General features: G+C 70.2%; 27 protein-coding genes and 1 pseudogene. 15 read left to right on the top strand and 13 right to left on the bottom strand.

The annotated features are described in order from the left end of the window. The first annotated feature begins 163 nt into the window (after positions 1–163). From ACGFT2_RS06720 to ACGFT2_RS06705, 4 genes are all read left to right on the top strand, one after another. Positions 164–742 (top strand): Type-2Aa cytolytic delta-endotoxin, encoded by a 579-nt coding sequence (locus tag ACGFT2_RS06720; RefSeq protein ID WP_393274210.1) that lies wholly within the window; start codon positions 164–166, stop codon positions 740–742. 446 nt (positions 743–1,188) lie between these two features. Beyond that, a complete protein-coding gene (locus ACGFT2_RS06715) occupies positions 1,189–1,707 on the top strand; it encodes a transglycosylase SLT domain-containing protein (RefSeq protein WP_393274208.1) in 519 nt (172 codons plus the stop codon). 354 nt (positions 1,708–2,061) lie between these two features. Next, on the top strand, positions 2,062–2,601 hold the full coding sequence (locus ACGFT2_RS06710; RefSeq protein ID WP_393274205.1) for an ArsR/SmtB family transcription factor: 540 nt from the start codon (positions 2,062–2,064) through the stop codon (positions 2,599–2,601). Then, positions 2,598–3,884 (top strand): MFS transporter, encoded by a 1,287-nt coding sequence (locus tag ACGFT2_RS06705; RefSeq protein ID WP_393274202.1) that lies wholly within the window; start codon positions 2,598–2,600, stop codon positions 3,882–3,884. The genes ACGFT2_RS06710 and ACGFT2_RS06705 overlap by 4 nt, the downstream gene beginning before the upstream one ends. Positions 3,885–3,999: 115 nt before the next feature. On the opposite strand, the gene ACGFT2_RS06700 is transcribed toward ACGFT2_RS06705, so the two are convergent. Further along, positions 4,000–4,524, bottom strand: coding sequence for a VOC family protein (locus ACGFT2_RS06700; RefSeq protein WP_393274199.1), 525 nt, complete (start codon positions 4,522–4,524; stop codon positions 4,000–4,002). Positions 4,525–4,789: 265 nt separating this feature from the next. Continuing rightward, positions 4,790–5,734 carry a GlxA family transcriptional regulator gene (locus ACGFT2_RS06695; RefSeq protein ID WP_393274927.1) on the bottom strand — a complete coding sequence of 315 codons (945 nt, stop codon included), beginning with the start codon at positions 5,732–5,734 and terminating at the stop codon, positions 4,790–4,792. Between the two features lie 164 nt (positions 5,735–5,898). Here ACGFT2_RS06695 and ACGFT2_RS06690 point away from each other — a divergent pair, with 164 nt between their 5' ends. Next, a complete protein-coding gene (locus ACGFT2_RS06690) occupies positions 5,899–6,537 on the top strand; it encodes an HD domain-containing protein (RefSeq protein ID WP_393274197.1) in 639 nt (212 codons plus the stop codon). A 110-nt stretch (positions 6,538–6,647) separates the two neighbouring features. Further along, positions 6,648–7,577, top strand: coding sequence for an NADP-dependent oxidoreductase (locus ACGFT2_RS06685; protein WP_393274195.1), 930 nt, complete (start codon positions 6,648–6,650; stop codon positions 7,575–7,577). A 289-nt stretch (positions 7,578–7,866) separates the two neighbouring features. Here ACGFT2_RS06685 and ACGFT2_RS06680 read toward each other — a convergent pair whose 3' ends face one another. From ACGFT2_RS06680 to ACGFT2_RS06655, 6 genes are all read right to left on the bottom strand, one after another. Beyond that, the gene (locus tag ACGFT2_RS06680; protein WP_393274192.1) at positions 7,867–8,655 is read right to left on the bottom strand and encodes an ABC transporter permease; all 789 of its coding nucleotides are present in this window, start codon (positions 8,653–8,655) and stop codon (positions 7,867–7,869) included. Next, positions 8,652–9,656, bottom strand: a complete 1,005-nt coding sequence (locus tag ACGFT2_RS06675; protein ID WP_393274189.1) for an ATP-binding cassette domain-containing protein — start codon at positions 9,654–9,656, stop codon at positions 8,652–8,654. Before ACGFT2_RS06675 ends, ACGFT2_RS06680 begins: the two co-directional genes overlap by 4 nt. Before the next feature lie 64 nt (positions 9,657–9,720). Beyond that, positions 9,721–10,563 (bottom strand): DUF4097 domain-containing protein, encoded by an 843-nt coding sequence (locus ACGFT2_RS06670; protein ID WP_393274186.1) that lies wholly within the window; start codon positions 10,561–10,563, stop codon positions 9,721–9,723. Positions 10,564–10,671: 108 nt separating this feature from the next. Further along, positions 10,672–11,190, bottom strand: a complete 519-nt coding sequence (locus ACGFT2_RS06665) for a toxin-antitoxin system HicB family antitoxin (RefSeq protein ID WP_393274184.1) — start codon at positions 11,188–11,190, stop codon at positions 10,672–10,674. A 534-nt stretch (positions 11,191–11,724) separates the two neighbouring features. Beyond that, a complete protein-coding gene (locus tag ACGFT2_RS06660) occupies positions 11,725–12,105 on the bottom strand; it encodes a hypothetical protein (RefSeq protein WP_393274182.1) in 381 nt (126 codons plus the stop codon). A 190-nt stretch (positions 12,106–12,295) separates the two neighbouring features. Next, positions 12,296–13,933, bottom strand: coding sequence for an FG-GAP-like repeat-containing protein (locus ACGFT2_RS06655; protein WP_393274180.1), 1,638 nt, complete (start codon positions 13,931–13,933; stop codon positions 12,296–12,298). Between the two features lie 835 nt (positions 13,934–14,768). Between ACGFT2_RS06655 and ACGFT2_RS06650 the strand changes: the two genes are divergently transcribed. From ACGFT2_RS06650 to ACGFT2_RS06630, 5 genes and pseudogenes are all read left to right on the top strand, one after another. Continuing rightward, positions 14,769–15,017 (top strand): hypothetical protein, encoded by a 249-nt coding sequence (locus ACGFT2_RS06650; protein ID WP_393274177.1) that lies wholly within the window; start codon positions 14,769–14,771, stop codon positions 15,015–15,017. Then, a pseudogene (locus ACGFT2_RS06645) lies at positions 14,990–15,196 on the top strand (amino acid ABC transporter substrate-binding protein); the annotation flags it as partial. The gene ACGFT2_RS06650 and the pseudogene ACGFT2_RS06645, both read left to right, overlap by 28 nt. Before the next feature lie 378 nt (positions 15,197–15,574). Beyond that, positions 15,575–15,781 carry a cold-shock protein gene (locus tag ACGFT2_RS06640; protein ID WP_393274175.1) on the top strand — a complete coding sequence of 69 codons (207 nt, stop codon included), beginning with the start codon at positions 15,575–15,577 and terminating at the stop codon, positions 15,779–15,781. Positions 15,782–15,965: 184 nt separating this feature from the next. Continuing rightward, positions 15,966–16,490 carry a GNAT family N-acetyltransferase gene (locus ACGFT2_RS06635; RefSeq protein ID WP_393274173.1) on the top strand — a complete coding sequence of 175 codons (525 nt, stop codon included), beginning with the start codon at positions 15,966–15,968 and terminating at the stop codon, positions 16,488–16,490. A 434-nt stretch (positions 16,491–16,924) separates the two neighbouring features. Beyond that, entirely contained in the window at positions 16,925–17,629 is a 705-nt protein-coding gene (locus tag ACGFT2_RS06630) for a hypothetical protein (protein ID WP_393274171.1), read from the top strand. Positions 17,630–17,762: 133 nt separating this feature from the next. Here ACGFT2_RS06630 and ACGFT2_RS06625 read toward each other — a convergent pair whose 3' ends face one another. Next, on the bottom strand, positions 17,763–18,698 hold the full coding sequence (locus ACGFT2_RS06625; protein WP_393274168.1) for a LysR family transcriptional regulator: 936 nt from the start codon (positions 18,696–18,698) through the stop codon (positions 17,763–17,765). 132 nt (positions 18,699–18,830) lie between these two features. Here ACGFT2_RS06625 and ACGFT2_RS06620 point away from each other — a divergent pair, with 132 nt between their 5' ends. Next, on the top strand, positions 18,831–20,099 hold the full coding sequence (locus ACGFT2_RS06620; protein WP_393274167.1) for an MFS transporter: 1,269 nt from the start codon (positions 18,831–18,833) through the stop codon (positions 20,097–20,099). Positions 20,100–20,382: 283 nt separating this feature from the next. Here the strand turns inward: ACGFT2_RS06620 and ACGFT2_RS06615 are convergent, their stop codons facing one another. Then, a complete protein-coding gene (locus ACGFT2_RS06615) occupies positions 20,383–20,916 on the bottom strand; it encodes a GNAT family N-acetyltransferase (RefSeq protein ID WP_393274165.1) in 534 nt (177 codons plus the stop codon). A 716-nt stretch (positions 20,917–21,632) separates the two neighbouring features. Here ACGFT2_RS06615 and ACGFT2_RS06610 point away from each other — a divergent pair. The 3 genes from ACGFT2_RS06610 (at position 21,633) to ACGFT2_RS06600 (ending at position 24,774) form a co-directional block, all read left to right on the top strand. Then, complete coding sequence (locus ACGFT2_RS06610) at positions 21,633–22,856, top strand: hypothetical protein (RefSeq protein ID WP_393274162.1); 1,224 nt, start codon at positions 21,633–21,635, stop codon at positions 22,854–22,856. Between the two features lie 399 nt (positions 22,857–23,255). Next, positions 23,256–23,705 carry a ricin-type beta-trefoil lectin domain protein gene (locus tag ACGFT2_RS06605; protein WP_393274160.1) on the top strand — a complete coding sequence of 150 codons (450 nt, stop codon included), beginning with the start codon at positions 23,256–23,258 and terminating at the stop codon, positions 23,703–23,705. 241 nt (positions 23,706–23,946) lie between these two features. After that, entirely contained in the window at positions 23,947–24,774 is an 828-nt protein-coding gene (locus tag ACGFT2_RS06600) for a maleylpyruvate isomerase family mycothiol-dependent enzyme (protein WP_393274157.1), read from the top strand. A gap of 228 nt (positions 24,775–25,002) precedes the next feature. Here ACGFT2_RS06600 and ACGFT2_RS06595 read toward each other — a convergent pair whose 3' ends face one another. From ACGFT2_RS06595 to ACGFT2_RS06585, 3 genes are all read right to left on the bottom strand, one after another. Further along, positions 25,003–25,200 carry a hypothetical protein gene (locus ACGFT2_RS06595; protein WP_393274156.1) on the bottom strand — a complete coding sequence of 66 codons (198 nt, stop codon included), beginning with the start codon at positions 25,198–25,200 and terminating at the stop codon, positions 25,003–25,005. Further along, positions 25,197–25,439: a hypothetical protein gene (locus ACGFT2_RS06590; RefSeq protein WP_393274154.1), complete on the bottom strand. Its 243-nt coding sequence runs from the start codon at positions 25,437–25,439 to the stop codon at positions 25,197–25,199. The genes ACGFT2_RS06595 and ACGFT2_RS06590 overlap by 4 nt, the downstream gene beginning before the upstream one ends. A 121-nt stretch (positions 25,440–25,560) precedes the next feature. Next, positions 25,561–26,460, bottom strand: coding sequence for an NADP-dependent oxidoreductase (locus ACGFT2_RS06585; protein WP_393274151.1), 900 nt, complete (start codon positions 26,458–26,460; stop codon positions 25,561–25,563). Between the last annotated feature and the right edge of the window lie 153 nt (positions 26,461–26,613).

The raw sequence follows: 26,613 nt of genomic DNA, 5'->3' as shown, positions 1-26,613 counted from the left end.
GGGCCTGCCGATGTCATCCGGTACGCGTGCCGGCCGGACAGAGTGTGATCGTGTCTGCGGTCATCCGCAGACGCCCTTTGCGCACACAAGCCCGGTGCTCATGTCACGGGTCTAGGGCATACTGACGCCTCACCAGTTCAACAAAATGTTTAAGGAGGGTGATGTGGCAGCCAGCTTCAGGACCGTCACCGTGGTGGCCGATGCTCATCGCGCCCAGGCGGACGCCTTGGGGTGCGCCTTCCAGGAGGCGATCGCGCCCGCCACCGTCGACTACGACTTCGGTCACATACGCGACGCCGCCGCCAGGCTCCCCGACAGTGACATCGTCAGGATGGTCCGCGGCTGGACGCTGCGGGAGCAGGCGCCGATCGTCGTGATGGCGCTCTCCCTCAAGGAGGCGGTCCGCCAGGCGCTCCCGCCCGAGACGGGTCAGGCTTCGTTCTGGGACACCGTCGAACGCGAACTCGTGGCCGCTTTCACCAATCTCGAGGCGACGGAGGGCGAACCGGGGCTCGCCTATTACGAGGAGGGGCCGGAGCGCACGAGCTACTACCGCGACCTGCTCTTCGCCCTCCAGGACGAGGAAGCCGGCCCGTACCTGTACGCCATCGCCTTCTGCGCCGACGTCACCGTCGACCTCGGCACCTCCCGCGTTCGGGCCCTGAGTCCGAGGGACACCGCACCCTTCGCGGTTCGGCTCAACGCGATCGTCGTGCGCCAGAAACTCGCGAACGCGGTCTGACCTGCCGGTCATCACCCGCCCGCTCCCTCCGGGACCGGCTCCCGCTCGGACCGGTCCCCGCTCGGGACCGGCTCCCTCGCATACCTCTCGGGGGCGGGGTTCGGGAGCCGTTCCCTCGGAAAACGGGTGACGCAGCCCATAGGGGCCATGTCACGTCCTAAGCGGGATCGTAGAGGAACACCACGCCGAACAGGCCTCTACCTCACTAAATGACCGTTTTGGGCAAGTTCTCCTAATCTGGGTAGTACGTCACACTCTTGCCGTGGTCTCGACGGGACGTTAACCATGTTGGTCGTGCCGCAAGCCGCAGGGCCGCCGGGGCAGGAAACGCCCCAGGAGCCCGCCGCGGTGTGCGGCACGACAGGGCCCGCCCGACGCCCTGCAGGCCGCGACCGGTTGCACCGGCCGGCGCCTCACAAGACGTCCCACAGGAGAGTCCCTTCCTTATGACCGCGATCACCGCCACCCGCCGCCTTGCCCGTCTCCGCTCCCTCGCTCTGACCGGCATCGCCACGACCGGCGCCGCGGCCGCTGCCCTCACCCTGATGCCGGCCTCCGCACACGCCGCCGAGGCGCCGCACAGCGCCCACAGCGTCACCGCTCCCTCGAAGGACGGCCACAGCGGCGCCGGTACCACCGGCAGCGCCGACAACCTCGACGGCTGGATCAAGAAGTCGCTGGCCATCATGAAGAGCAAGGGCATCCCGGGCTCCTACGAGGGCCTGCACCGCAACATCATGCGCGAGTCCAGCGGCAACCCCAACGCCCAGAACAACTGGGACGTCAACGCGCAGAAGGGCATCCCCTCCAAGGGCCTGCTGCAGGTGATCGACCCCACCTTCAACGCCTACCACGTCGACGGGACCGCCCACAGCGCCACCGACCCGGTCGCCAACATCACCGCGGCCGCCAACTACGCCGCACACCGCTACGGCTCCATCGACAACGTCGACTCCGCGTACTGAGCCACCCCTGGCCCGACGCACCCGCTCCACGCCGCCGACCTGGTCGGCAGGCCCGGGCTCCGGCCGCGCCGACCCCCTGACGAGGGAAGCCCGCCGGGGACCGGAGCGTGCACCACGCTTGCTCGGTCGTGTGCCCCGCTCATCGAAGAACGCATGTCGAACAACGCCCGTCGGCTCGTCGCCGACGGGCGCACTGGCATGTGCCATCACCCAGGTGCGATCCACCTCCGTGATCCGGCCCCACCCGAACGCCCCGGGTGAACCCCAAGCCGGCGCCACGTACTGGACAGGCGGCTTCGGGTGACCGAGCTAAACCCCTTGCCTAATGGTCAAGAATCGTTGACCATTGCTCGCATGCCCACCGATGATCTTCCCGAGACGTTTCACGTCACCACGGACGACCAGCTGCGCGCCGTCTCCAATCTCACGCGCCACCGGATCATGGCCGTCCTCCGCTTCGAGCCGGCGACGATCACGCAGATCGCCGAGCGGGTGGGCCTTGCGAAGGGGAGTTCCAGCTACCACGTGCGGCTGCTGGAGCGAGCCGGCCTGGTGAAGGTGGTACGGACGCGGAAGGTGCGCGGTGTCACCGAGCGGTACTACGCGATGGCTGCACGGTCGATCGAGCTGCCGGACCCCGTAGTCGGGCAGCCCGATGTGCTGATGCGGCATGCGGTGGCGGACCTGGAAGCGTCGCCGGTGGATGCCCAGCGGCACGTACGCATGGCGCATCTACGGCTCACCGAGGAGCAGTTCGCGCAGCTGGGGGCGCGGCTGGAGGCGCTGGCGGAGGAGTACCGGGAACTGTCCGATCCGTCGCTGCCGGACGCGTCACTCGTCTTCGCACTGTTCCACCCGGCGCCGCGCGAGCAGGCCGAAGGAGGCACCAAGTGACCTCAGGTGTACAGAAGTTGCCGACCGGGTTCGGGCGGCTGTGGACTGCGCAGACGGTGTCCTCGCTCGGTGACGGGGTGTCGCATGCCGCGCTGCCGCTGATCGCGTTGACGTTGACACGGGATCCGATGGCGCTCGCCGTCGTCACGGCCGCCGGGACGCTGCCGTGGCTGCTCTTCGGGGTGCTCGGAGGTGCGCTGGTGGACCGCTGGGACCGTCGGCGCACGATGTGGGTCATGGACGCGGCGCGTGCGGTGCTGCTCGCCATACCGGCGGCAGCGGCCGCGCTCGACGTGCTGAGCATTCCGCTGCTCGCGGCCGTCGCCTTCCTGCTCGGTCTCGGCGGACTCTTCTTCGACACGGCCGCCACGGCCTATCTACCGGATCTGCTCGGCCGCGAGCCCGCACTCCTGGAGCGAGCCAACTCCCGCTTGCGCGGCGCCCAGACCGCCATGTCCGGCTTCGCGGGGCCGCCTGCGGGCAGTGCGCTGCTCGCGCTCGGGCGGGCGGTTCCGCTGCTCGCCGACGCGGTGTCGTTCATGCTCTCCGCGCTGCTCGTACGGTCGCTGCCCGCCATACCCCGGCCCGTTCCGGAGGGCCGCGAGACGCTGCTTCGGCAAGCACGGGCCGGCGCCTCGTACGTCTTCCGGAACCGGTTGCTGCTCGGGCTCGCGCTCCGCCCGGCGGTCGGGAACATCGCCTTCCTCGCCGTGGAGACCGTCCTCGCCCTCTTCGCGCACGACCGCCTCGGCATCGACACCCACGGCTACGGCCTGCTCCTCACGGCGGAGGCCACCGGCGGCCTGCTCGGCGCGGGCATCGCCTCATTCCTCGGCCGACGCCTCGGCACCGGCACCGCACTGACCTGCACGGCCGCAGTGGAGGGACTCGCCATCCTGGGCCTCGCCGCCGCCCCGAACCCGTATGTCGCCGGTCTCTCGCTCGCCGTCTGCGGAGCGGGCGTGGGCGCCACGATGGTGCTCGGCCCCTCCCTCCGACAGTCGATCGTCCCCGCCCACCTGATGGGCCGGGTCGCCTCCACCTCCCGCATGCTCGCCATGTGCGCCGCCCCGTTCGGCGCCTTCCTCGGCGGCTGGCTGGCCACCACCTACGACGTGCGCACCCCGCTGTACACCGCTGCCGGCCTCCTGCTCACCATGACCGCCGTCACGTCGACCATGACCGGCAACCGCCGGGTCCAGGCGGCACTGCGGGCCGCCGCACCGACCAGTGCCCCGGAACAGCCGGCACCCGTGGGTACCGCTCAAGAGGCTGTCGTCTAGGGGTTCCGCGAGGCCGTTGAGCCGGTGCAAAGCGATCGGATCCCGACGCGTGCCGGGTAGTTGACCGAGTGTCAGGTGGATGCGATGTCGTGGGTAGTCCGGTCGGAAGCTGATCTCAGGGGGTTGGGCGCCGCGGGGTGCTGGCCACCCCTGCCGCCCGGCCGCTGAGCGAGGCGTCCAGGGTCTCCTGGGCCGTGCGCATCGCCTCGGCGTACTTCGGCTCGGACATGCGCTGCCAGGCCAGGTCCGGTGCGATGTGTTCGACCCGGCTCATCACCCACCAGATGTTGCCGAACGGATCCCGCACCCTGCCGCCGCGATCCCCCCACGCGCTGTCGGCAGCCTCGGTGATCACTTGTGCCCCGTGCGCAACGGCAGCGGCCATGGCGGCGTCCGCGTCCGGGACATAGACCCGCAACAGGGAGGGCATCACCGGCCAGTCGGGCCGTCGGTCGAAGGCCAGCACGACCGTGTCGCCGACACGGATCTCGCCGTGACCGATGGTGCCGTCCTCGACCGGCACCCGGGCGATCTCTTCGCCGTCGAACGCGCCGGTGATGAAGTCGAGCAGCGCGCCGGTGTCGTCGGTGACCACCCACGGCGCAACACTGGTGTAGCCCTCGGGCGCAGTCTGACTCATCGGTTTCCCCCTCCAGTGGTCTTCGTGACGTGACGACGTTAGTGGTCATCTAGGACAGAATCGTTCCTAGATGCGCCGTGAATCAGCGCGATCGCGTCAGCGCCCGGGAACCAGCAGCCGTGGCGCACCCGGAAGGCACCGACCACCGACCACCTTGCCGACATCGGTGAGCCTTTATCATCCCTCCTGTCGGTGACCCACGGCCGCTGTCAGGGTTCGTGGCGGTCCTTTGGCCGCTCGCCGTCGACGCCGACCTCTTTCCCCGTTATCCGTCGGCTCTCCGTGCCGTGCCGAAGCGCCGCTGATACGCGGCGGGACTGATCGACAATTTCCTCGCGAAAACCCTCCGCATACTCTCGTAGCTCGGGAATCCGGCAAGGGACGCCGCGCGCGTTGCGGTATGGCCCTGGTCGAGCAGCGCTTTTGCCAGGTCGAACCGGATCGTCTCCACGTATCGGGCCGGGGTGGTGGACAGCTCGTCGCGAAAGAGCCGCGTGAGATGTCGAGGGCTCACGTTGAGATGCGCGGCGAGTTCGCTGAGGGAGTGCTTTCCCGCGGGATCCGCTGTCACCAGGTCGGTGATTTTTCGGAGGGCCGGAGACCGGGGCGCCGGACCCTGCAGCGGTGCCGAGAACTGCGACTGGCCGCCCGAACGCTGCAAGTAGACCACCAGGGCACGGGCGACGTCTCGGGTCAGATCGGGGCCGTGATCCTCCTCTACGAGTGCCAGTGCCAGGTCGATGCCGGCGGTCACGCCCGCTGAGGTGTAGGTGGTGCCGTCACGGACGTAGATCGCGTCGGGCTCGACTCGGCTGGCCCGGCAGCGGACGGCGAGCTCGTGCGCGACCTTCCAGTGAGTGGTCGCACGCTTGCCGTCCAGGAGGCCGGCGGCGGCGAGGACGAATGCCCCGGTGCAGATGGACGCGACCCGGCCGCCCCGCACCGCCAGCGTTCGAGCGGTCTCGGCCAGATCGCGGGGAACAGGAGTGCGTGGGTAGCGGTCCGCGCCGGCCACAAGGAGCGTGCCGGGAGCACGTTCCGTTGCGGCGGCGGCGTCGACCGCGATGCGGATCCCGATGGACGAGGTGACATCGGCGCCGGTAGGTGACACCAGCACGATCTTGTATGAGGCGCCGAGCCGATTCGCCTCGGCGAACACCTCCGCGGGACCCGCGACGTCCAGCAGTTTGACCCCGTCGTAGACGAGGATCGCGACCCGATGGGTGCCGGAGTGCGCCTCCCCGCCGTCCGCACGTCCGGATTCGGGTGACTCGTGGCCGGACTGAGGCGGCGCCGGACGCCGGTTCGTGGGCAGTGTGGAAGACGGACGCACCGTCCATTCGTAGCACACTGATACCGGAAGGCGCAGAGGTCATGAGCGAGAACATCGCGGGAGTGGAAATTCCCGAAACGGAGGCGGTTGTAGAAGCAACCCGTCTTATGCAGAAGATGACCAGCCCTCTCATCTACCATCACTCCCGGCGCGTTTTCGTTTTCGGCGTCATGCATGCTCGCAGGATGGGCCTGGATCCTGATCCGGAGCTTCTCTATCTCTCCGCCATGTTTCATGACACCGGCCTCTCGACGCCGTTCTCCGACGTGGAGCAGCGCTTTGAGGTCGATGGGGCCGATCATGCACGCAAGTTCATGCTCGACCGCGGGTTCTCGGCCCCGGTCGCGGACGTGGTGTGGACGGCGATCGCGCTGCACACGACCCCCGGAATTCCCGGGCGGATGGGCCCGGAAATCGCCATCACGAATTTCGGTGTTCTGACCGACGTGCTCGGCTTCGGTCTGGACGAGCTGGATCGCGATCAGGTGGATGAGATCACCGCCGTTCATCCGCGGGGCGACTTCAAGAACGAGTTCCTGCAGGCCTTCGTCGACGGACTCGAGCACCGCCCGGAGACCACCAACGGAACCGTGAACTCGGATGTGCTGGAGCACTTCGTACCCGGTTTCCGCCGCACGACCACGGTCGAGCGCATCATGAGCGCTCCCTGGCCCAGCTGATCAGGACGGCACGGAAGAGGACGTGGCGATAGTGTGATCATGAATCACGGAGCGGACCGGATTTTCCTGCTGAGCTCGCGAAACAGGGCATTTAACAGGAAGGACCCACCATGCAAGCCATCACCGTACGAAGCCCTGACGCCGGTGTGGGGGGAATGTCCGTGACGGACGTGCCCTACCCTCACGCCGCTGAGAACGACGTCGTCGTCCAGGTGTATGCCGCGGGCTTCACGCCGGGGGAGCTCGACTGGCCGGCGACGTGGGCCGACCGAGCCGGGCGTGACCGGACGCCGAGTGTGCCCGGGCACGAACTGTCGGGCGTCGTGGCCGAACTGGGGTACGGCACCACCGGCCTCACCGTCGGGCAACGGGTGTTCGGTCTCACCGACTGGGCCCGTGATGGATCACTGGCCGAGTACACGGCGGTGGAGGCCCGCAATCTCGCCCCGCTCCCGGCGGACGTAGACCACACGGTGGCCGCCGCGCTGCCGATCTCCGGACTGACCGCATGGCAGGGCCTGTTCGACCACGGCCACCTGATGACGGGCCAGACCGTGCTCATCCACGGTGCCGCCGGCAGTGTCGGATCGATCGCCGTGCAGCTCGCGCGCGAGGCAGGAGCCCGTGTGGTCGGCACCGGACGGGCCACGCACAGGGACACGGCACTCGGTCTGGGCGCGGACGCCTTCGTGGACCTGGAGACCGACCGGCTCGAAGACGTCGGCGAGGTCGACCTGGTGTTCGATGTACTCGGCGGTGACATCCTCGACCGCTCGACCGCCCTGGTACGTGGCGGAGGAACCCTCGTCACCGTTGCCGCGCCGCCTGCCGTCCAGCCGGAAAGCGGGCGGGCCGTCTTCTTCGTCGTCGAACCCGACCGCGCCCGCCTCGCGGACCTCGTCCAGCATGTGCGCGACGGCCGGCTCAAGCTCCTCGTCGGGGACGTGCAGCCACTGTCCGAAGCGCCGGCCGCCTTCACCCACCGTCGACGCTCTGTCCCCGGCAGAACGATCATCCAGGTCGCGAAAGACCCGGTGTGAAGCGTCGGCCATATCCATCTTCGGGACCATCGAGATCGCCGACGGCGTGCTCTCCGCCGTCCGTGTCCAGGGCGCCGTCCGAAGCGGCCCGGTTGGACGTCAGCCGGGACTTCTTCGGCCGACGTTTCTGAACACGGCCACGCCGCAGACCGGAGGAGGGACCACCCGGTCGGCCTCGCCCCTCCGGCCGGGTGGTCCCTCCTGCACGTTCGGTGGTTCACACCGCTCCCCGGACCGTGCCCGGCCGCCGAAGTCAGGGCCCTTTCCGGCCCCCCTCCGCTGCCGGCCCCTACTTCGGGTCGCGGTCGAAGAGGGACTTGGACCAGGCGTAGCCGAGCACGGCCAGACCCACGCACCAGGCCACCGTGAGCCACCCGTTGTTGCCGATCCCGGTGCCGAGCAGGAGTCCGCGCAGGGTTTCGATGGCGGGCGTGAACGGCTGGTACTCGGCGACGGGCTGGAACCAGCCCGGCATCGCGTCGATGGGGACGAAGGCGCTGGACAGGAGCGGCAGGATCATCAGGGGCATGGCGTTGTTGCTGGCGGCCTCGGCGTTCGGGCTGGACAGGCCCATCCCGACGGCGATCCAGGTGAGCGCGAGGGAGACGAGCGCCAGCAGCCCGACCGCCAGGACCCACTCGAGGACGGTCGCATCGATGGACCGGAAGCCGATGGCCACGGCGACGGCCCCGACGAGCACCACGCTGAGCACGCACTGCAGCACGCTGCCGACGACGTGCCCGATGAGGACCGAACCGCGGTGGATCGCCATCGTGCGGAAGCGGGCGATGATGCCCTCGGTCATGTCGTTGGAGACGGAGATCGCGCTGCCGATCGTGGTGCCGCCGATGGTCAGCATCAAAATGCCCGGGACGACGTACGCGAGGTATTCCGACCGGTCGGCCCCGCCGCCGATGCCCTCGCTCATCACGTCGCCGAAGATGTAGACGAAGAGCAGCAACAACATGACCGGCGTGAGCAGCAGATTCAGCGTCAGGGACGGATAGCGTCGCGCATGCAGCAGGTTGCGGCGCAGCATCGTGGCCGAGTCGCGCACGGTGTGGGAGAGGGAACTCACCGGTCAGCCTCCTTGGGCTGGTTGGGGACGATGCCGGCGCCGCCGCCGGTCAGGGCGAAGAAGACGTCGTCGAGGTCGGGGGTGTGGACGGTCAGTTCGTCGGCTTCGACGCCGGCTGCGTCGAGCCGGTCGAGGATGGCGCGTAGTTCGCGTTGGCTGCCGTCGCTGGGAATCTGCAGGGCGAGCAATTGGTCGTGGCGGGTGGCGGCGGTCAGTGCGGTGGTGGCGCGGTGGTAGGTGGCCGGGTCGGTGAAGCGGAGCCGGACGTGGCCGCCGGGGACGAGTCGTTTCAGTTGTTCGGCGGTGCCCTGGGCGGCGATCCTGCCGTTGTGGAGTACGGCGATGTGGTCGGCGAGTTCGTCGGCCTCGTCCAGGTACTGGGTGGTGAGGAGGACGGTGACGCCGTCGGTGACGAGTTCGCGGATGATCTGCCACATGGTGTGGCGGGAGCGGGGGTCGAGGCCGGTGGTGGGTTCGTCCAGGAAGATGATCCGTGGGTTGCCGACCAGGGTCATGGCGATGTCGAGGCGGCGCTTCATGCCGCCGGAGTAGGTGGAGGCGGGTTTCCTCGCGACGTCGGTGAGGTCGAACCGTTGCAGCAGTTCGGCGGCGGTGCGGCGTCCTTCGTGTCTGGGCAGGTGGTGCAGGTCTGCCATGAGGAGCATGTTCTCCTCGCCGGTGATCAGGCCGTCGACGGCGGAGAACTGGCCGGTGACGCCGATCGCGGCCCGCACGGCCTGGGGGTGGGTGGCGAGGTCGTGGCCCGCGACCTGCGCCTGTCCGCCGTCGGCGGTGACGAGGGTGGAGAGGATCTTGACGGCGGTGGTCTTGCCGGCGCCGTTCGGGCCGAGCAGCGCGAACACGGACCCGGCCGGGATGCGCAGGTCGACGCCGTCGAGGACGGTCTTGTCGCCGTAGGACTTGCGCAGACCGAGGGCGGATACGGCGACCGGCGACGAGTGATCGTCCCGACTTTGCGTGGGCATGACAGAAAGAGGCATGGAGCCCTCCGTACGAAGGCGGATGTGGGTGGGGGAGGGGGCCGGCCGGCGGAAGACGCGGCGCTCAGGCCTTGGCGCGACGGACGTCGATGTTGCCGTACCGGGTGCGGGCGCGGACCTTGACGGTCTCCTCGGCCGGCTCCGGGGTCTCCGACTCGGTGAGCGCGTTGCGTACCTGGCCGGCGTTCGAGCTGACGTCGAGCCACGCGGCCGTGCCCTCGCGTACGCCGACCTCGATGGCGCCGTACGACGTCTCCAGCTGGGCGGTACCGCGGACCACTTCGCCCACCCGCAGGGTGCCGTGGGCGGTGGTCGCGGTGACCGAGTCCTCGGCACGCCGGATCTCGATGTCGCCGTTGGCGCCGTTCACCCGCAGCTCGCCGGTGGCCGCGCCGACGGTCGTGGTGCCGTGCGAGTTCTTCAGGACGGCGGGGCCGTCGATGAAACCGACGCGCAGACTGCCGGAGCTGGTGGTGATCTCGGCCATGCCCTCGACCCGGTCCACGGTGATCGAGCCGTGCGACGCGGTCAGCTTCAGCGGGCCGGTGGTGTCGAGGCGGACGTCGCCCGAGGAGGTCTTCACGCGGACCTCGCCGAGCCGGCCCTCGCCGAGCACCTGGGTCCAGGCGCCGGTCATGTCGATGCGCGAGCCCGTCGGCAGTTCGACCGTCACGTCGACGGTGCCGGTGCGGCCGAACAGGTTGGGCTTGGGAGTCCGAAGGGTCAGTACGCCGTTCGCGTACGTGATCTCCGTCTGGTCCGCGGCCCGCACATCCTGGTCCCGCTTCGGGTCGCGGGGCTGCACCTCGACGACGGTGTCTCGGCGGTCGCTCGCGGTGAACTGGATGGAACCGGCATCCACGTGCGCTGTGGCCGAGATCGCTTGCGGAGTGTCGAAAGCAGGCATGACTGTTCCGTCCTCTTGGGTCTTCGGAGCGTCCCCGCTGGTGGGACGTGGAGTGGGTGAGGTGGTGGGGTGAGGTGGTGCGGGTGGGGTGCGGGAGCTGGGGCGCGGTCAGCGCACCCAGCCTGTGAAGCTCTGGCCGACGGTCCGGGTCTTCTCCGTCGTACGGGGCCGGGTGCCGCCGTCGACCGCGGCGGACACGGCGCGCACCAGCCACGCGTTGACCGACAGGCCCTCGCGGTTCGCGGCCTCCTCGGCGCGGGCCTTGAGGTGGGCGGGCAGGCGCAGGTTGACGCGCGCGGTGCCACCCTCGTCGACGTCGGCCGGGGCCTGTGTCCTGAACGGTTCGGCGGGGGCGGCCGGCTCCGCGTGGCCACCCCCGTCGGTGGGCGGCGGTGTCACCACGAAGTCGGGGTCGAGCCCGCGCAGCCGTACGTCGACGGAGCCGGGGGCGAGTTCGCGGGTGATCTCGTCCATCGCGGCGGAGAGGACGTTGAGCATGGTCAGCCGGGTCGCCGACTCCAGGGGAGCGGTGAGCCTCTCGGCGAGCTCGCGGGCTTCTTCGCCGCCGGCTTCGGCAGCCACCGCGAGTTCGCGGCGGAGGTTGTCGACATACGGGGTGAGATCCATGACGCCAATATGGCACCACTGTGGTGCCATGTGCAAGCCCGAACCGCGCAATGATTGACGGGGGCCTCGGGGGAAGAGCTTTCTGCCTGCGTACATGCCCAGACGGCGCCCCGGCCCGCTGTGGCGCCGTGGGGACTTGGGAGGCTGTGCATGGGAGCCGTGTACGCACCATGGGCGTCGGGTGGCGCCAGCTGGCGCTGGGTGGCGCCAGCTGGCGCTAAGTGGTGCCGGATGGCGCTCTATGGTGCCAAGCGTGTGCCATCCGACGGGAGTGCCGTCCGGCGTCTCCCGGAACGCGAAGGGTTTGTCCGCGAAACGTGCGCCGGTCCAGGAGTCGGCGTCTATGAAGGGGGCCTCTCGCGGAACCTGGCGGGCATACGAAGCGTCCACTGGCGTCTAGTGGCGTCTAGTGGCGTCTAGTGGCGTCTAGTGGCGTCTAGTGGCGTCTAGTGGCGTCTAGTGGCATCCACTGGCGTCGCGGTGGCATCCCGGGCCTCACGGCTCGGGATGCCGGGCAGACCGGTCCGCTGCCGCTCAGACGCCCCTGGTCTTCCGGCGTCGCGCGGCCGCGTACCCGGCTGCGACGAGGACTGCCACACCGCCGCCGACGACTGTCATGGTGCCGATATGTCCGGAAGAGCCGGCGGCCTGCTTGCAGTAACGGTGGTCGTCGCCTTCGACGGTGATGGTCAAATGGCCACGGCTACCGATCAGTTCAGACGTCGCGTGCTGCCCGGTCACGTCGACCGGGTAGCTTCCGGGCTTGGCGTCACAGCGGATGGCGCCATCGCCCTGACCGAAGCTGTTCTTCTGCATCTCGACGGTGACCGCCTTCGCGAACGCGGGGGACCTCACGGTGAATCTGCCGTTGCCGTCCGCGGCCAGCGAGGTCAGGTCGACGTCGGAGGTCACCACGATGGGTGCGCCCTGTCGAAGGGGACCCTCCGCGGAGCTGTCGCCGTCGTTCTCGCGGACGCTGACGCTCAGGCCGGGACCGTCCGCCGCCGAGGCTGCCTGGGGACTCGTCAGGCCGATGATCGTCACGGTGAGAGTAGCCGCTGCCGTGCGCAGGTACATCGCGGGTGCCTAGCCTTCCAGGGAGGGGTTAGCGGGCCTTGGGCGCGACGAGCATGTGCTCACGGCCGAGGGCGGTGCCGGTGTCGGTGTAGAGGGTGGTCTCGCCGTCCGACCAGCGCACGAGGAGGTCGTTGGGCCGGCCCGGGGTGTACGAGCCCGCTGTCATGACGGAAGCGTGGGTCCACAGCTTGTTCGACGCCTTCAGCCGGGTCTCCGTTCCGACACCGGAGGCGCCGGCGTCGCGGTAGAGGGAGAGTTCGCCGTCCGACCAGCGCACCACGACGTCCCAGTTGGCGCCGCCGGTGAAGTCGCCGGCGGTGAGGATGGTGGCGTGCGTCCAGGTCGTGCTGGGGTCCTTGAGCTTGTGTTCGTGGAGGAATCCTCGGCCGTCCACGTCGGTGTAGAGCGAGACTTCCCCGTCGACCCAGCGGACCATGACATCGTCGGTCCACCGGTTGGAGCTGTAGCGCCCGGCGGTGATCTGAACGGCGTCCTTCCAGGTGCCGTCGGGTTTCTCCAGCTGAGTCTCCTTGGAGAAGTCGCCGTGCCCGCTGCCGGTGTAGAGGGTGACTTCACCGTCCTTCCACACCACGATGAGGTCGGAGGAGTCGCTGCCGGTGAAGTCGCCGCCGGTGACGGCCACGGCGTCCTTCCAGATCGCGGCTTTGGTGATCCTCTTCTCGCCGGAGAACCCACCGTGTCCGTTCCCGGCGTAGAGGGTGACCTCGCCGTCGGACCAGACCACGATCATGTCGGTCCTGCCGTCGCCGTTGTAGTCACCGGAGGCCATCTTCTTCGCGTGGGTCCACAGATCGCCGCCGGTGGGGTACATGCTGTAGCCGCGGCGATACTGGCGCGGGGCGTGGTCGGTCTTCGCTGCGTCGTAGATCTCGCGGGCCCGCTTGTCGTACGTGACGGCGAAGGAGATGCGGTCGCTGTTGTTCTCCAGGCCGCCGCCGAAGTAGCCGCCGAGGTTGCCGATCACGGTTCCGCTGCCGGTCCTGCGGTTGAGGCCGGTGATCCAGGGGCTTCCGGAGGTGCCGCCGTAGAAGCCGCCGCACTCCATGCGCATCTGCCGGTAACCGGGAAGCTGCCGGGTCGTGACGTCCGGGCAGATGATCGGCCGGTTCTTCGGGTTGTGGCTGCCCGGATAGCCGACGACGGTCACGGTCTGGTGGTAATCGCCGCCCACCTGACCGAGCTTGAGCGCGGCACCGACCGCCTTCTGCAGGCTCTGGCGGCGGCTGTTGGCGCCGACCCTGGCGAACGCGTAGTCGAACTCGGAGTAGGCGTCCCGCGTGGGGCTCTCACCCGCCCGGTACCACCGGGTGTCGCGGATCCACTTCTGCACCGCGAACCGCCCATAGGGGGTGGGGTTCCTCGACGCGCCGTCATAGCGCGGCACGAACATGCCCTTCGTGCCGCCCGAGCAGTGCGCCGCGGTCAGGATGACGTTGCCCTGCGGACTGTCGACGACGCCCGCCGAGCAGAAGCGTCCCACCAGTCTGTCGGTGGCGGGGTCCCTGACGTAGTGGAAGAAGGTGCCCACGGTGGGAACGCCGGAAAAGTAGGAGCCGTTCCTGGCGGCTGCCCGGCCTGACAGGGATGAGGGCTGCCAGCCGGCGGGCGCCTCGGAGCGCGGGGAGTCCGGCGTGGCCGCGGCCATCCGCCGGGGTGTCCAGAACCTCTCGGCCGCTTCGCTCGTCCATGGGCCGGCTGTGCCCGGACCCTCGGCGGAAGGCGATGAAGGGGTCGAGGGACGCGAGCGAGCTGAAGGAGCCGAGGGAACCGGGGACGGCGCTGGGGGCGTGGCACGGATGGTGGCGGCGGCCGGGACCGATGGCTGCGCGCTCGATGCCGGGTGGGGTGTGTGAGCCATGGCCGGCGTGGCGGTCGTCAGCACGAGCAGGCCGGCTGAACTCAACAGCTTACGTATGTGAGTGAAACGCACTTCTTCCTCAGTCGGTATGGCCTTCTTGGAATGCTGCCAGGGCCGTGCGGCGCCGCCGGCTCGACAGCCGCGCCCCGGCCACCTGTGCGTGTGGCAGGGCACTGGGATGCGGCTCGCGATGGCCAGCGGCCGCGGACACTGCCTGGCAGCCGGACTTCGCCGTGTCGACACGGACGGGTCGTCGCGATCGCACGCTGCGCGGCGGCAGGAGCCACGCGGCCGTTGCAGACGTGCGCTGCGGCACGAGCTGCACGGCGGTCGCAGGTGGCGAGGTGAAGGTGGGCCTCGCCCTTGTCCCTACCGCCGTCAGCAGCGAGAACTGTCCTTGGCGGCGGTCGAGACGCCGGCCGTGGCCCGCCCGAAGACGCGTGCCGAGCCGGCGGCAGGCGGTCTCGCCACGGCGAACACGCTCCGGTACCTGGTCATGAGTTCCCCCGTCCTGCGTGCCCGGGCCGGATGGGCGGGGTGGTCAGCCCCGCGTACTGCGGCCCCGGCACGCGCCTCTACGGCCGGTCATCTCCGGCCGGATCCCGAACCTACCCGCAGAGCGATGCTCCTGACCACCCGACACCTCGCGACGGCATCGAACGACGTTGCGGCGGCGGAGCGGCACCTTTCCATCGGCCCGTCCGGACACCTACCGGACCGCGCAGCTCAGGAGCAGACAGCGATGACATCGACCGACACCACCCGAGCCATCAGCGATCTGCTGTTCGGCCCGGGCCTTGCCCTCGCCGAAGCCCTTGATCGGCACGTGAAGCCGAGCGGACGGACCCGCAGCGGGCCGCGGCGGCCGTAGCCGAACTGTCCCGTCTGGGCGTGGCTGCCTTGGCGGGGGAGTATCACAGCGTCGTCGCTCGCGCCGCCGCTGCCAGGGCCGACGCCCTCGGCCTGCGCTTCCCGTGCTCGTCCGGTGTGCTGGACGCGCTCACCGAACAGCCGACGGACTGGGTCGCGCGCCTCGCCCACGCATCGTCGCGCCCTCCGACGCCGCCGGCACGGCTCGTGCCGACGAGGTGTTTCCGGCCCCGCGACCGGGGTGAACTCTTCGAGGTGGCCGGAACGGGGCCGCCGCCCTCATCCGGACGGACCAGTCCCGCTGTCTCCCCGGTCCGGCCCGACGCGCGAGTCGGCGACAGGTGCGCTCCGAGCATCATCAGCCCTGGCGGGACGGCCACGACGGCTGTGGCCGCCCGGCTCCCCGAACCCTCGGTCGGTGGCCACTGAGGGTGAGCACGGGCCGCCAATGCGGGCGGTGCGGCCGAAGGGGGTGGAGACTGAGATCGCCGGAGCCTTGTACGGCTGCGGTCGGCACCACGACTCGGTGCCGTGGGAGATCAAGAAGGATCCACAGCAATGGCAACTGGCATCGTGAAGTGGTTCAACCCCGAAAAGGGCTTCGGTTTCATCCAGCAGGACGACAACGGACCGGACGTGTTCGTTCACTTCTCTGCAATCAGCGGCACCGGCTTCAAGGAGCTGAACGAGGGCGAGCGCGTCGAGTACGACGTCACTCAGGGCCCCAAGGGCCCCCAGGCGGAGAATGTTGCCAGGATCGCCTGACCGGCGGCTGGTCCCGTCCCGCCGGCCGACGCCGGCGGGACACTCTTGCGCGAGCACGCCCCGGCCTGCGACCGGCTGCAACGAATCCGCGGGCCGGCGAACCGGAACTCTCGTCTCGACGGCGACGTAGTGTAAGACGGGCGCTGGGAGCGAGGCAGCCGGACAGGGAGACAGCGTGGGAGCCATGAAGATCGAGCCTTTCGAGACCGACAGGCTGAGCCTTCTGCCGCTCGCTGTGGAGCACGCGGACGAGATGGCCGAAGTGCTCTCCGATCCGGCTCTCCATGAGTTCATCGGTGGTGTCCCGCTCACCGCGCGCGATCTGCGGTCAAGGTACGAACGCCTGGTGGCCGGCTCACCCGACCCTTCGGAGACGTGGTGGAACTGGGTCGTCCGGCTCCGTGCGGACATGTGCCTGGCCGGGACGGTGCAGGCGACGATCACCACCGGGGAGCATGGGCGTACGGCCGAGGTCGCCTGGGTGATCGGCACTCCGTGGCACGGGCGTGGAATCGCCACCGAGGCGGCACGGGGACTGGTCGCGTGGCTGCAGGACCAAGGCCTGCGGGTGATCCGTGCCCATGTCCATCCGGATCATCGTGCGTCCGCCGCCGTCGCCACGGCTGCCGGCCTGGCACCCACCGGCCACTCGCACGAGGGCGAGGTCAGGTGGGAGCTCCCGACGCGGTCACGCGCCGACAGGCCCTGACCGTTCGGGGGGGCCGGTCTCCACCACCCCTATCGACGAAGGCGGACGCACCCGCGAACGCGGCCGCCGCCCTCAGCACCGTCGTGGGCTCGTCCTCCGCGGTGAGCAGGACGCGCTCGCGGTCCTTTCGACCTCCGCGCTTCTGTGCGCGAACTAGGGCCCGCCTTCGATAAGTTCGACGCATGGACGTCGCAGCCCCACGCACCCCGGAGCGGGACTGCCCCTCTAGGTCTCCGGCCGGAGCGCGACACATGTGCTCTCCCGTCGCGCACGGGATCCCGTCCGGCGGAACCGTCCGGCGGAACAGTCCGGCGGAACCGACCGGCGCACCGAACCGGCGCACCGAACCGGCTGTCCGGGCCGAACGGTCCTGGGCTGGACGCCGGTGATCAATTCATGCGCGTGGCTCCGTCCGGTCGCGGTACGGTCCTGCCGTGTCCTCATCCTTCGACAGTGCTCTCCCGCAGCCCCCCGTCACCGCGGACGACCTCGACCTCGCCGTGCGACTCGCTGTGGCGGTCCTACGCGAGGCGCCCCCAGCCGCCTGGGAAGGGAAGGCCGGTTCCCTGGAATGGGACTGCTGGGAAACGGTCGAGCACCTCAGTGACGACCTCTTCGCCTACGCCGCTCAGCTGGGCCCCAAGGCGCCGCCCCTGGCGGGCGAAGTGCCCTTCGTATGGGAGAGCCGACGGTCCGGCGGCCCGGCGAACGCCATCCACGCAGACCGCAGGGCGGGGGCCGCCGGCCTGTTGCAGGTCCTGGAAGCGACTGGTGCACTGCTGATCGCCATGGTGCGCACGACGCCTCCGCAGACCCGCGCCTACCACGCCTTCGGGATCTCGGACCCGGAGGGCTTCGCCGCGATGGGCATCGTGGAGACCCTGGTGCACACACACGACCTTGCGCAAGGGCTCGGCCTCGCATGGACCCCGCCCGCCGATCTGTGCTCCCGGGTGCTCGCCCGGCTGTTCCCGGAGGCCCCCTCGTCCACGGATCCCTGGCCCACCCTTTTGTGGGCCACCGGACGCGCCGAACTACCGGGGCACCCACGTCTGGCCGGATGGCGATGGGACGGCACACCCCGGGCACAGGCCTCAGGCGGCTCGCCGGGCGTCCGTGCGCATCCCGAGGGCCGATGACCGGACCTCGGGGTTCGTCGGGGTTCGTCCTCGAGGAGCCGAGCCGGATCGCGCCTGGTCCGGTTCGCCCTGGCCTCGAAACGGCCGTCCCGGGAGCGGCGGAGGCGGCCGGGGGCAGAGGACACAGCGGCCCTCAGCGCGGAAGCACCCAGTCCGGCCTCCAGGTCCCCGAGGCGTCGTGGCCGGCGACGGTGCGCGCGAGGTGGCTGCGGAGAGTGGCCAGCGCCGGGTGGGGGTTGTCGCGGTGCCAGAGGAGAGCGTGCGGGTAGACGGGCGTCGGGTCGGTCACCGGGATGCGGCGCAGGCCGTGGTCGGCGGGCCAGACGAGACGGGTGTGTTCGCCCATGAAGGTGGCCAGGGCCGGAGTGTCGGCCACGGTGTCGAGGAGCGCGTCGGAGCCGAAATTGGGGCCGGTCGCCTCGATCGTGATCCCGAACTCGGCGACGAGGTCGTCGTAGTAGGCGGCCCACTCGGTACCCGGGACGATGCCCGGCATCCAGATCCGGTGCCCGGCGAGCTGGGCGACGGTCACCGACCGGGCGCCGGTCAGGGCGTGGGCGGGGCCGGTGAGGAGCTGGAGCGGCTCGTCGAGCACCCGGACGGCCTCGATGTCCTCGGGCAGAGGCCGGCCGGGAACGGTGACGGCGCGGAAGGAGGCGTCGATCTCACCGGAGCGGATGGCGGCGACGGCCGTCTCGATGTCGAACAGCATGACCACGTCGAGGTCGACCTCGGGGTGTGCGCGGTGGAAGCCGCGCATCAGTCCCGAAGCGGCGCCGCGCGAGGCGATGATGTCGACCCGCAGCGGCCGGCGGCCGGTGCGCACGGATGTGGCCGCGCGCTCGGCGACGCGCAGCAGCTCGCGCGCGTGGGGCAGGAACGCCTGCCCGTCGATGGTGAGCTCGGCGCCCCGCGGCGTGCGGGTGAACAGTCGCACGCCGAGGTGGCGCTCCAGCGCCGCGATGCGCTTGGAGACGGCCTGCTGGGTGACGGCCAGCTCGGCGGCGGCCTCCTGGAACCGCCCCGCGTCGGCGGCGGCGACGAAGGTCCGGACGGCGTCGAGGTCCATGCCGACACCCTACGGCCACAACCACTGGTTGTGGCTGATGCCCCGGCGGTTGTTTGATCCCTGGCTGTAGCGCCCGCTTTGATGTCCGTGGTCGCGGATCAGTTGTACGGGTGAGTGGCGAGGGGCGTCGGAATGCGGAGCGGGCAACGTCTGGGACATCTGCCCGGACACCGGCTGGGGCGGCGGTTCGGGTGGCTCTGGGGAGCCTACGGGACCAGCGCGCTCGGCACCTGGCTCGCGTTCGGCGCGTTCCCGCTCATCGCCATCGAGGTCCTGCACGCCGGGCCGGCCGAGGTCGCGACGCTCGCCTCCGTGGGAGCCGCGGTGGGCGCGGCCGTGGCGGTGCCGCTCGGCCCGTGGGTGGAGTTCCGCCACAAGCGACCGGTGCTGATCGTGATGGACCTGGTGCGGTGCGCCGCGCTGCTGACGATCCCCACCGCCTTCGCGCTCGGCGTGCTGACCTTCCCGCAGCTCCTGCTGGTCTCGGTGGTGGTCGCGGGGGCCGACGTCACCTTCCGCGCCGCCTCCGGCGCGTACCTGAAGACGCTGCTACCGGCCGAGGACCTGCTCGTGGCCCATGCCCGATTCGAGTCCACGGCCTGGACGACCACGATCATCGGGCCGCCGCTGGGCGGCGCGGCGATCGGGCTGCTCGGCCCGGTGGCGACGGTGGTGGCCGACGCGGTCAGCTACCTGATCTCGGCCCTGGGCATCGGCGCGATCGGCGGGCACGAGCCCCCGCCCGAGCGCCGGGACGCCGCGCGCATGCGGGCCGGGGACCTGTTCGACGGGTGGCGGTACATCCTCGCCGACGCGACGCTGCGTCCCCTCTTCTGCAACACCGTTCTGTTCAACGGCCTGGTGATGGCCGCCGAGCCGCTGCTGGCCGTACAGATGCTCGGACGGCTCGGGTTCGCTCCGTGGCAGTACGGCCTCGCCTTCGCCGTGCCCTCGATCGGCGGCCTGCTCGGTGCGCGGCTTGCCCGGCCGCTCGTCACCCGGTTCGGGCAGCACCGGGTCCTGGTCGTGTCCGGGACGCTGCGCGCGCTCTGGCCCGTCGGCCTTGCCTTCCCGGGACCGGGAACCGGAGGGCTGCTGCTGGTGATGGGCGTCGAGCTGGGGCTCATCTCCTGCTGCGGGGTCTTCAACCCCGTCTACGCCACCTACCGCCTCGAACGCACCGCGCACCACCGCGTCGCCCGCACGCTGACCGCCTGGACGGTGACGACCAAGGCCTCCACCGCGCTCCTGACGGCACTCTGGGGCGGCCTGGGCGTCCTGCTCGGCCCGCGTACGGCCATCGGCCTGGCCGGCGTGCTCGTACTTGCGACCCCGCTGTTGCTTCCCCGCCGCGCGGCAGCGCTTCCCGCCGAGCCGAAGCCGGTGCCGACGCGCACCTGACGGGCGGCACGGCCGTCACCGCGATCGGGCCTCGTACCCCGTCCACTGACGCGGCAAGTCCGTCACACGCCGGCCGTACGACTTCCGGCGAAGGCAGCCCCGGGAGAGGACCGGGGGCCGGGGTACGACGTCACCCAGGGGCCCAGGGGCCCAGGGGCCCAGGCGCCTAGGGGCTCGGGGGCCTAGGGGCCTAGGGAGGCCAGGAGCCCAGGAGCCCAGGAGCCCAGGAGCCCAGGAGCCCAGGGGCTCGGGGGCTGAGGGCGCGCAGCCGCTGCCGCTGCCGCTACGCCTCGTACTCCGTGAGATCGATCCCGTACACCCGCAGGTCGTACCCGCCGCTCGGATCCTGGGTGGTGCCCGTCTCGCGCATGCCGAGTTTGCCCAGCACGTTCGCCGAGGCGGTGTCGCCGGTCCGGCACGCCGCGACGACCCGGTCCAGGCCGCGGTCCTGCAGGGCGAACTCGAGTGTGGCCTGGGCCGCCTCCGAGGCGTAGCCCTGCCCCCAGAACTGGCGCCCGAGCCGCCAGCCGATCGCCACCTGATCCGCGATCGCGGGCGGGGAGTCCGCGCGGTACAGGCCTACCGCCCCGGCAAGCTCCCCTGAACCGAGGAGTTCGACGGCGAAGACGCCGAACCCCTCGTCGTCCCACTCCTCCTCCCAGTCCTCGATGTCCTGGGCGGTCTCTTCCAGCGAGCGCGGCGCGCCGTCGCCGATCCACCGCATCACATCGGGATCGGCGTGGACGTCGGAGAGGGGGAGCAGGTCGTCGTCCAGCCAGCGGCGCAGGAGAAGACGGGGAGTGTGGATCTCGGTCATGGCCCCATCCTGCCTGCTGCGGTACCCGGCCCGCACACTGCATCCGGCTCGCCGCTCGCCGACGATGTGCTCGGCCCGGAGAGCCTCAGCTAGGGGTGCAGGTGAGCGTGCCGTTCTCGGCGCCCTCGATGAGGGCCCGGCGGGCGGCGCACAGGCGCCCGGCGTCGGGCTTGAGGACCTTGCGGTCCTAACTCACCGCTCCGTTCAACTCGCCCTCCCCACCGGCGATCTGGGTGCAGACGGCGCTGTTTCCGCCGTCGCAGGCAGCCAGTTGCGTCCTGGTACCGGGGAGGGCAGCAGAGCCGCAGGAGGCAGACCAAGCGGCCAGAAGCCGAGGAAACTGAACTGCCGTCCAACCTGCCGGCGGGGGACCAGTCGATGTGTGGTGTCCGCGAACTGCGACATGCGTCTCCTTCGGGGCCGACGGTCTGCTGCACGCCGAAGCGGGCACTCTCCGGCGCTCGGCCGGGTCGACACCGACCATGCTGAAGGCCCTGCTCGGGAAACGAGTTCGTCTGCCGAGCCAGCAAACCCAGCACACGGCGGTGGCACAGGCACGGTCAGCCGGCGGCCCCGGTTCGTGGTGGCCCGCGGGGCGGCCCCACGCCGATCCACACGGATGGCACGCCGATGCGTGGGCCGGGCTGGGCCGCAGTCTGCTAGAATGAACGCGTTGGCCTTCGGCGCCCCAACCGGTGCGTTCGGAGGCTTTTTTCATGCCTTCTGACACTTCCGAGTCCATCACGTCTCCCACCACCGGCTACCTCGCTCTGCTTCGCAACCGGGAGTTCGCCGGGTTGTACGCCGGCTTCACTCTCACGGTCGCCGCGAGCACCTTGTCGGGCTTCGCTCTGGGCACCTTGGTCGATCACCAGACCGGGTCCCCGTTTCTGACGGCCGTGAGCATGTACGGCGCCACGTTCGCGACGGTCCTCGGTGCACTGACACTGATGTCGGTCGCTGATGGGAACCGTCCGCGCCGGACTCTCGTCGTGCTCCATAGCGTCTCGCTGGTGGGCGTCGCCGCACAGGCGGTCCCCGGGCTGCCCTTGGCCGCCCGATTCGGTCTGCTCCTGGTGCTCGGGTTCCTGCAGTCCCTGGGGACCGGAACCCGAATGGGACTGCTCGCCGAGGTGGTGCCGGCATCGGCGTATGCGCTGGCACGATCACTGATGAACATCACCTCGGGCGGCATGGCCGTCATCGGCTATGCCATCGGGGCCGTACTGCTGCGGTACCTGAGTCCGCAGGGCGTCTTCGTCACCGCGACGGTCTTGACCGGGGCGGGGCTGATCGTGGTGTCAGCGACCGTCAGGGAACATTCGATCCGCCTGACCCGTCGCCCCGGACTGCGCCAGACCTGGACGGCCAACGTCGCGCTCTTCTCCCACTCGGGCCGGCGCGCGCTGCTGCTCAACCTGTGGGTCCCCAATGGCTTGATCGTCGGCTGCGAGGCCCTGTTCATCTCCTATGCCCCGGAGCACGCCGGCGCCCTCCTGGCGGCCGGATCGGCAGGCATGCTCCTCGGTGACCTGACCGTCGGGCGACTGCTCACCGCCGAGCAGCGACGGCGGTACGCGTTCGCCCTGCGACTGCTGCTCGCCGCCCCGTACCTGCTGTTCGCCACGCACCCGCCCCTGTCGCTGGCGACGGCCGCGGTGTTCATCGCCAGTGCCGGATTCGCCGCCACCCTGCCACTCCAGGAGCAGCTTCTCGCGCTGACGCCGGATCCGGTTCGAGGCCAGGTCCAGGGTGTCGAGTCCGCCGGCCGGATGACCTGGCAGGGCATCGGCGCCGCGATCGCCGGCGGCGCCGCCCAGTACGTCACCCCGGCCGCGACCATCACCGCTGTGGCCGCAACCTCCGTTGCCCTCACCGTCGTATCCCGCCCGTTCGTGGCCCGCGCCCACACCGTCCGGGACGAAACGGTCAGCGCATAGGCTGGATGAAGTCGCAGGCAGATCAGGCGAGTCGCAGCCGGGGCTTCTCGACGGAGCCGCCACAGCTGCAGCAGATCACCGGCCCGGTCCGACGGCCGGGCCCCGTCGTGGAAGGCCCTCGCTCGGCTCAGCGTCGAGCTGCGCGAGGGCCTTGTCGTCACGACCTCCACCGGAAGCTGCAGGTCGTCGCGGGCCTTTCCGGGCGCATACTCGATGCGCGTGGTTCGCGACCACGTCTCTCGGGCCAGCTCGCGGCTGGCCAACTCGTTGTAGCCGTGAGCAATTGTGCGGCTGCCGCGTCCGCCCAGGTGTGAAGTTCGCCGGTAATGGGCTGTTTGGCGGGGGCGGGGCCTTCTATGCTGGCAACCCGACTGCGAAGACAGAGGGGTGGGAAGTGCTGTGCTGTCGAAGTGGCTGGCGGCCGTGGTTGCGTCCGGCATCGCGCTGGCCTTGAGCTGCACACCGGCGAACGCTGCGGCGACGGCCGGATCGTTCGGGAATTTCGCGGGCCCCAAGGCGTGCCTGGACTACCGGTCGGACTACGGCGTGTACGTCACCACCTGCAACTATGGCTACTACCAGGAGTGGTACTACGATCCGGAGGTCCCGAAAACGGCGCTGCGGCAGAGGGCGACCGGTTTGTGTCTGACGGTGCGCAGCGGGCAGCCGGCGATGCGTTCATGCTCCGCGTCGGACCCGGCGGCCTTCTGGCACGTGGAGAGCAGTACGACGCTGGCGATCCGGAACGACTACTATCCATTCTCCTGTCTGGGGCGGATGAAGAACGATCGGGTCAATCTGCCCTCGTGTTCCGGCGGCGACTCGCAGCGCTGGTATCCGTGGCCCTGAAGCGAACCGATGTACGCAGCCGAAGCCGGATCGAAGCGGCGGTGACCGTCCCGGGAACGTCGTAGGTGCTCTTGTCGTACACAACCGGCACCCGTAGACGGACGGCACATCGTTCTGGGGCCCGGCCAATGCCATGCACGGAGGCCCGGCGGACGAAGGTCTTGCCGTACGCCCCCCGGGTCTGGTTGGGTACCCGCGCCACCGGCATGCGGTGCCTGGCGGCGGGAGGAGCGCAGGCAGCGTGCACGAGACGGTGGAACAGGACAGCGCGGGACCGTTGCCCGAAGGGCTCGGGCAGGCGATACGAGAGACGGCCGAGGACATAGCCGCGCTCCTGCGGAGTACATCCGGCACCGCACTGCCCGTCCCGGGTTCGGAGTGGACCGTCGGTGAGGTGGCCGCCCATCTGGCTCTGGCCAACGAACTGATGGCCGACCTCGCCGCAGGGCGCGAGCGACCCTACGGGGACGGCACGCCCCAGAGCCTGGCCGTCGCCAACGCCAAGTCGCTCACCGCCTTCGAGGAACGCGGGGCCGAGCCCCTGGCACGGATCATCACCGACCAGGCCGAGGCGTTCCTCGACGTCATGACCGGGCCCACGCCCGACGGACCGGCACCAGCCACACCACTGGGCCCCATGCGCCGGTCCGTCCTCGCGTCCTACCTGCTCACGCACATGCTGGGCCACGGATACGACCTCGCCCGCGCGCTGCGCCGCCCGCACATGATCGACCCCGTGCGGGTGGGACTGTGCATGCCGTTCATGCTCTCGGTCATGCCGCGCGTCGCCGACACCGCGGCGACCGCGGGTCTGACGGCCAGGTACCGGATCCGGCTGCGTGGCGGCGACACGTTCGGCGTGTCCCTCGCCGACGGCGCCGTGCAGGTGACCCCGGGCCCACCGGCGCACCGCACGGAGTGCACCATCCTCATCGAGCCGACCACGTTCCTCCTCATCGCGCTGGGCCGGCGCAACCCCTGGCGTGCCATGGCACTGGGACAGGTCCTCGCCTGGGGCTCCAAGCCATGGCTGGCCCCCCGCTTCCCCACTCTGTTCACCGCCCCCTGAGCCGCACCGCCACCGACTGGGTCGCCGACAAGACCCGGTGGGGCCTGACCATCGACGCCACCGAACAGGCAGCCCTCGCCGGGGTCCTCGACACCTGCCCGAACGTACCCGTCACCGTCACCCCCGCCCGCCGACATCACGGCGCCTACAGCCGCGCAGCGGCAGACCCACCGCGCGGCCTGGGGACACCCCCACCTCCGCCACCACCCGGCACACGGGGCCTGTCTCCTACTGCTCGGGCCAGGCTGCCAGCACCTGTGTGGTCTCGTCGTCGGCGAGGATGATCCGGGCGCCGGCCATGTCGCCGTACACGCCGATCCCGCGCCGGAACGTGCCCCGGGCGGTGGCCTCCCGGTTCCACCAGCCGTGCAGTACCGGCCGGTCCTCGGCAGCGAGCAGCACGTGAAATCGCCCGGCAGTCGTCATGTGAGGCGGATTCCTCTGGACCGGCCGCGTTCGCGGCGGATCGCGTGCTTCGCCTCCAGCTCGACCAGCTGGTGGTGAACCGATGAGCGGCTCCGCAGTCCGACGCCTTCCCCGACCTCCTGCACGCTGGGTGCCTGACCGTGCTCCCATACGGCGGGGGCCTCGGCCGTGTAGTCCATCGGCGGCTCAGAGTGGTGGGCTCCGCAGCACGCGCAGGTGGACCCGAGATCACTGGTCATAGGGCTGGAGCCTAGTGACGGGATCCCGTAACGCCTCCGGCGGGAGCCCCGCCCGCCGCCCTGCGGAGCCAGCCATCACGCTCACGTGCCAACCAGCGTGCTCAGAGGCCACCCGGACGGGTCATGGAAGGGTGAGCACGATCTTCTTACCACCGGCCCGTCCGGTAACCACCCGGGCGAACGCAGCCGGTCCCTCGCTCAGCGGCAGGGGTTCCGGCGCGAGTTTCAGGGTTTCCGCGGCGGCCTGCTCCGCCAGCTGGACAAGCTGCGCGGCGTTGGGCTCGAGGTAGAGGTCCCAACTCGTGACGCCTCGCTCCTCCGCAGGCGCGTCCGAGGTCAAGGAGCACAGGCGGCCGCCGTCCCGGACCAAGGGCAGAGCGGCGTCCGCCGTACCGGCGGCGATGGTGAGGGCGGCGTCGAACCCGCCGCGTACCGTGGAGGGCCAGTTCGGGTCGTGGTAGTCGACCACCTCCATCGCTCCCAGACCGAGCAGGCGCTCTGCGGCGGCAGGAGACGCGGTCGCGGTCACCTCGATGCCCTTGGCCGCAGCGAGCTGGATGGCCAGGGTTCCGGTGGCCCCGCCTCCGTTGGTGATCAGCAGCCGCTGTCCTCGGCCGAGGTCCAGCTTCTCCAGGGCTTGCGCCGCGGTGAGTCCGTTGACCGGCAGCGCCGCCGCGTGCACGGAGCCCAGCCCGGGTGGGCAGGCCGCCGCGTGATCTGCGTTGATCAGAACGCGTTCGGTCCAGAAGCCGCTTCCCCCGGGTAGCGGGGCCTCGTGTGCGAGCACCCGGTCGCCTACGGCGAACTCGGTGACACCCATGCCGACGGCCAGCACCTTGCCCGCGCCCTCCACTCCGAGCGCTGCCGGGGGGCGCAGCCCCACATCCCAGCCGGCGCCGTTCAACAGTTCGTCCCACGGGCCGACCCCGGCCGCCTCAACCGCCACCAGAATCTGACCGGGCCCGGGAGATGACGGTTCGGGCAACTCCAGCAGGGCGACTTCCCCCTCGGCCCCGGACACTCCGCACGCCTTCACAGCAGATCTTTGTCCTCTCACTCAGTCCGGCCGACCGGGAGGTACGGGCCGGAAACCCGAAGCAGGCTCCAGTGTCGACCTCGAGATCCCCGGCGGGGGGCGTTCGCGGTCTCAGCCGCACTGGTGTCGAGCCCATGC

Origin of the sequence: Streptomyces sp. NPDC048514 (genome assembly GCF_043199955.1) — a bacterium.
GTDB lineage: Bacteria > Actinomycetota > Actinomycetes > Streptomycetales > Streptomycetaceae > Streptomyces.
The sequence above is the reverse complement of the archived record's forward strand: the minus strand, read 5'-3'. Positions and strand labels throughout refer to the sequence as shown.

Coding starts and splice junctions, on each gene's coding strand:
- ACGFT2_RS06635 (WP_393274173.1), top strand. CDS start 15,966: ATGAAGATCGAGCCTTTCGAGACCGACAGGCTGAGCCTTCTGCCGCTC.
- ACGFT2_RS06670 (WP_393274186.1), bottom strand. CDS start 10,563: ATGCCTGCTTTCGACACTCCGCAAGCGATCTCGGCCACAGCGCACGTG.
- ACGFT2_RS06595 (WP_393274156.1), bottom strand. CDS start 25,200: ATGACGACTGCCGGGCGATTTCACGTGCTGCTCGCTGCCGAGGACCGG.
- ACGFT2_RS06675 (WP_393274189.1), bottom strand. CDS start 9,656: ATGCCTCTTTCTGTCATGCCCACGCAAAGTCGGGACGATCACTCGTCG.
- ACGFT2_RS06690 (WP_393274197.1), top strand. CDS start 5,899: ATGAGCGAGAACATCGCGGGAGTGGAAATTCCCGAAACGGAGGCGGTT.
- ACGFT2_RS06655 (WP_393274180.1), bottom strand. CDS start 13,933: ATGGCCGCGGCCACGCCGGACTCCCCGCGCTCCGAGGCGCCCGCCGGC.
- ACGFT2_RS06650 (WP_393274177.1), top strand. CDS start 14,769: ATGCTCCTGACCACCCGACACCTCGCGACGGCATCGAACGACGTTGCG.
- ACGFT2_RS06640 (WP_393274175.1), top strand. CDS start 15,575: ATGGCAACTGGCATCGTGAAGTGGTTCAACCCCGAAAAGGGCTTCGGT.
- ACGFT2_RS06615 (WP_393274165.1), bottom strand. CDS start 20,916: ATGACCGAGATCCACACTCCCCGTCTTCTCCTGCGCCGCTGGCTGGAC.
- ACGFT2_RS06620 (WP_393274167.1), top strand. CDS start 18,831: ATGCGGAGCGGGCAACGTCTGGGACATCTGCCCGGACACCGGCTGGGG.
- ACGFT2_RS06700 (WP_393274199.1), bottom strand. CDS start 4,524: ATGAGTCAGACTGCGCCCGAGGGCTACACCAGTGTTGCGCCGTGGGTG.
- ACGFT2_RS06715 (WP_393274208.1), top strand. CDS start 1,189: ATGACCGCGATCACCGCCACCCGCCGCCTTGCCCGTCTCCGCTCCCTC.
- ACGFT2_RS06685 (WP_393274195.1), top strand. CDS start 6,648: ATGCAAGCCATCACCGTACGAAGCCCTGACGCCGGTGTGGGGGGAATG.
- ACGFT2_RS06590 (WP_393274154.1), bottom strand. CDS start 25,439: ATGACCAGTGATCTCGGGTCCACCTGCGCGTGCTGCGGAGCCCACCAC.
- ACGFT2_RS06625 (WP_393274168.1), bottom strand. CDS start 18,698: ATGGACCTCGACGCCGTCCGGACCTTCGTCGCCGCCGCCGACGCGGGG.
- ACGFT2_RS06710 (WP_393274205.1), top strand. CDS start 2,062: ATGCCCACCGATGATCTTCCCGAGACGTTTCACGTCACCACGGACGAC.
- ACGFT2_RS06610 (WP_393274162.1), top strand. CDS start 21,633: ATGCCTTCTGACACTTCCGAGTCCATCACGTCTCCCACCACCGGCTAC.
- ACGFT2_RS06665 (WP_393274184.1), bottom strand. CDS start 11,190: ATGGATCTCACCCCGTATGTCGACAACCTCCGCCGCGAACTCGCGGTG.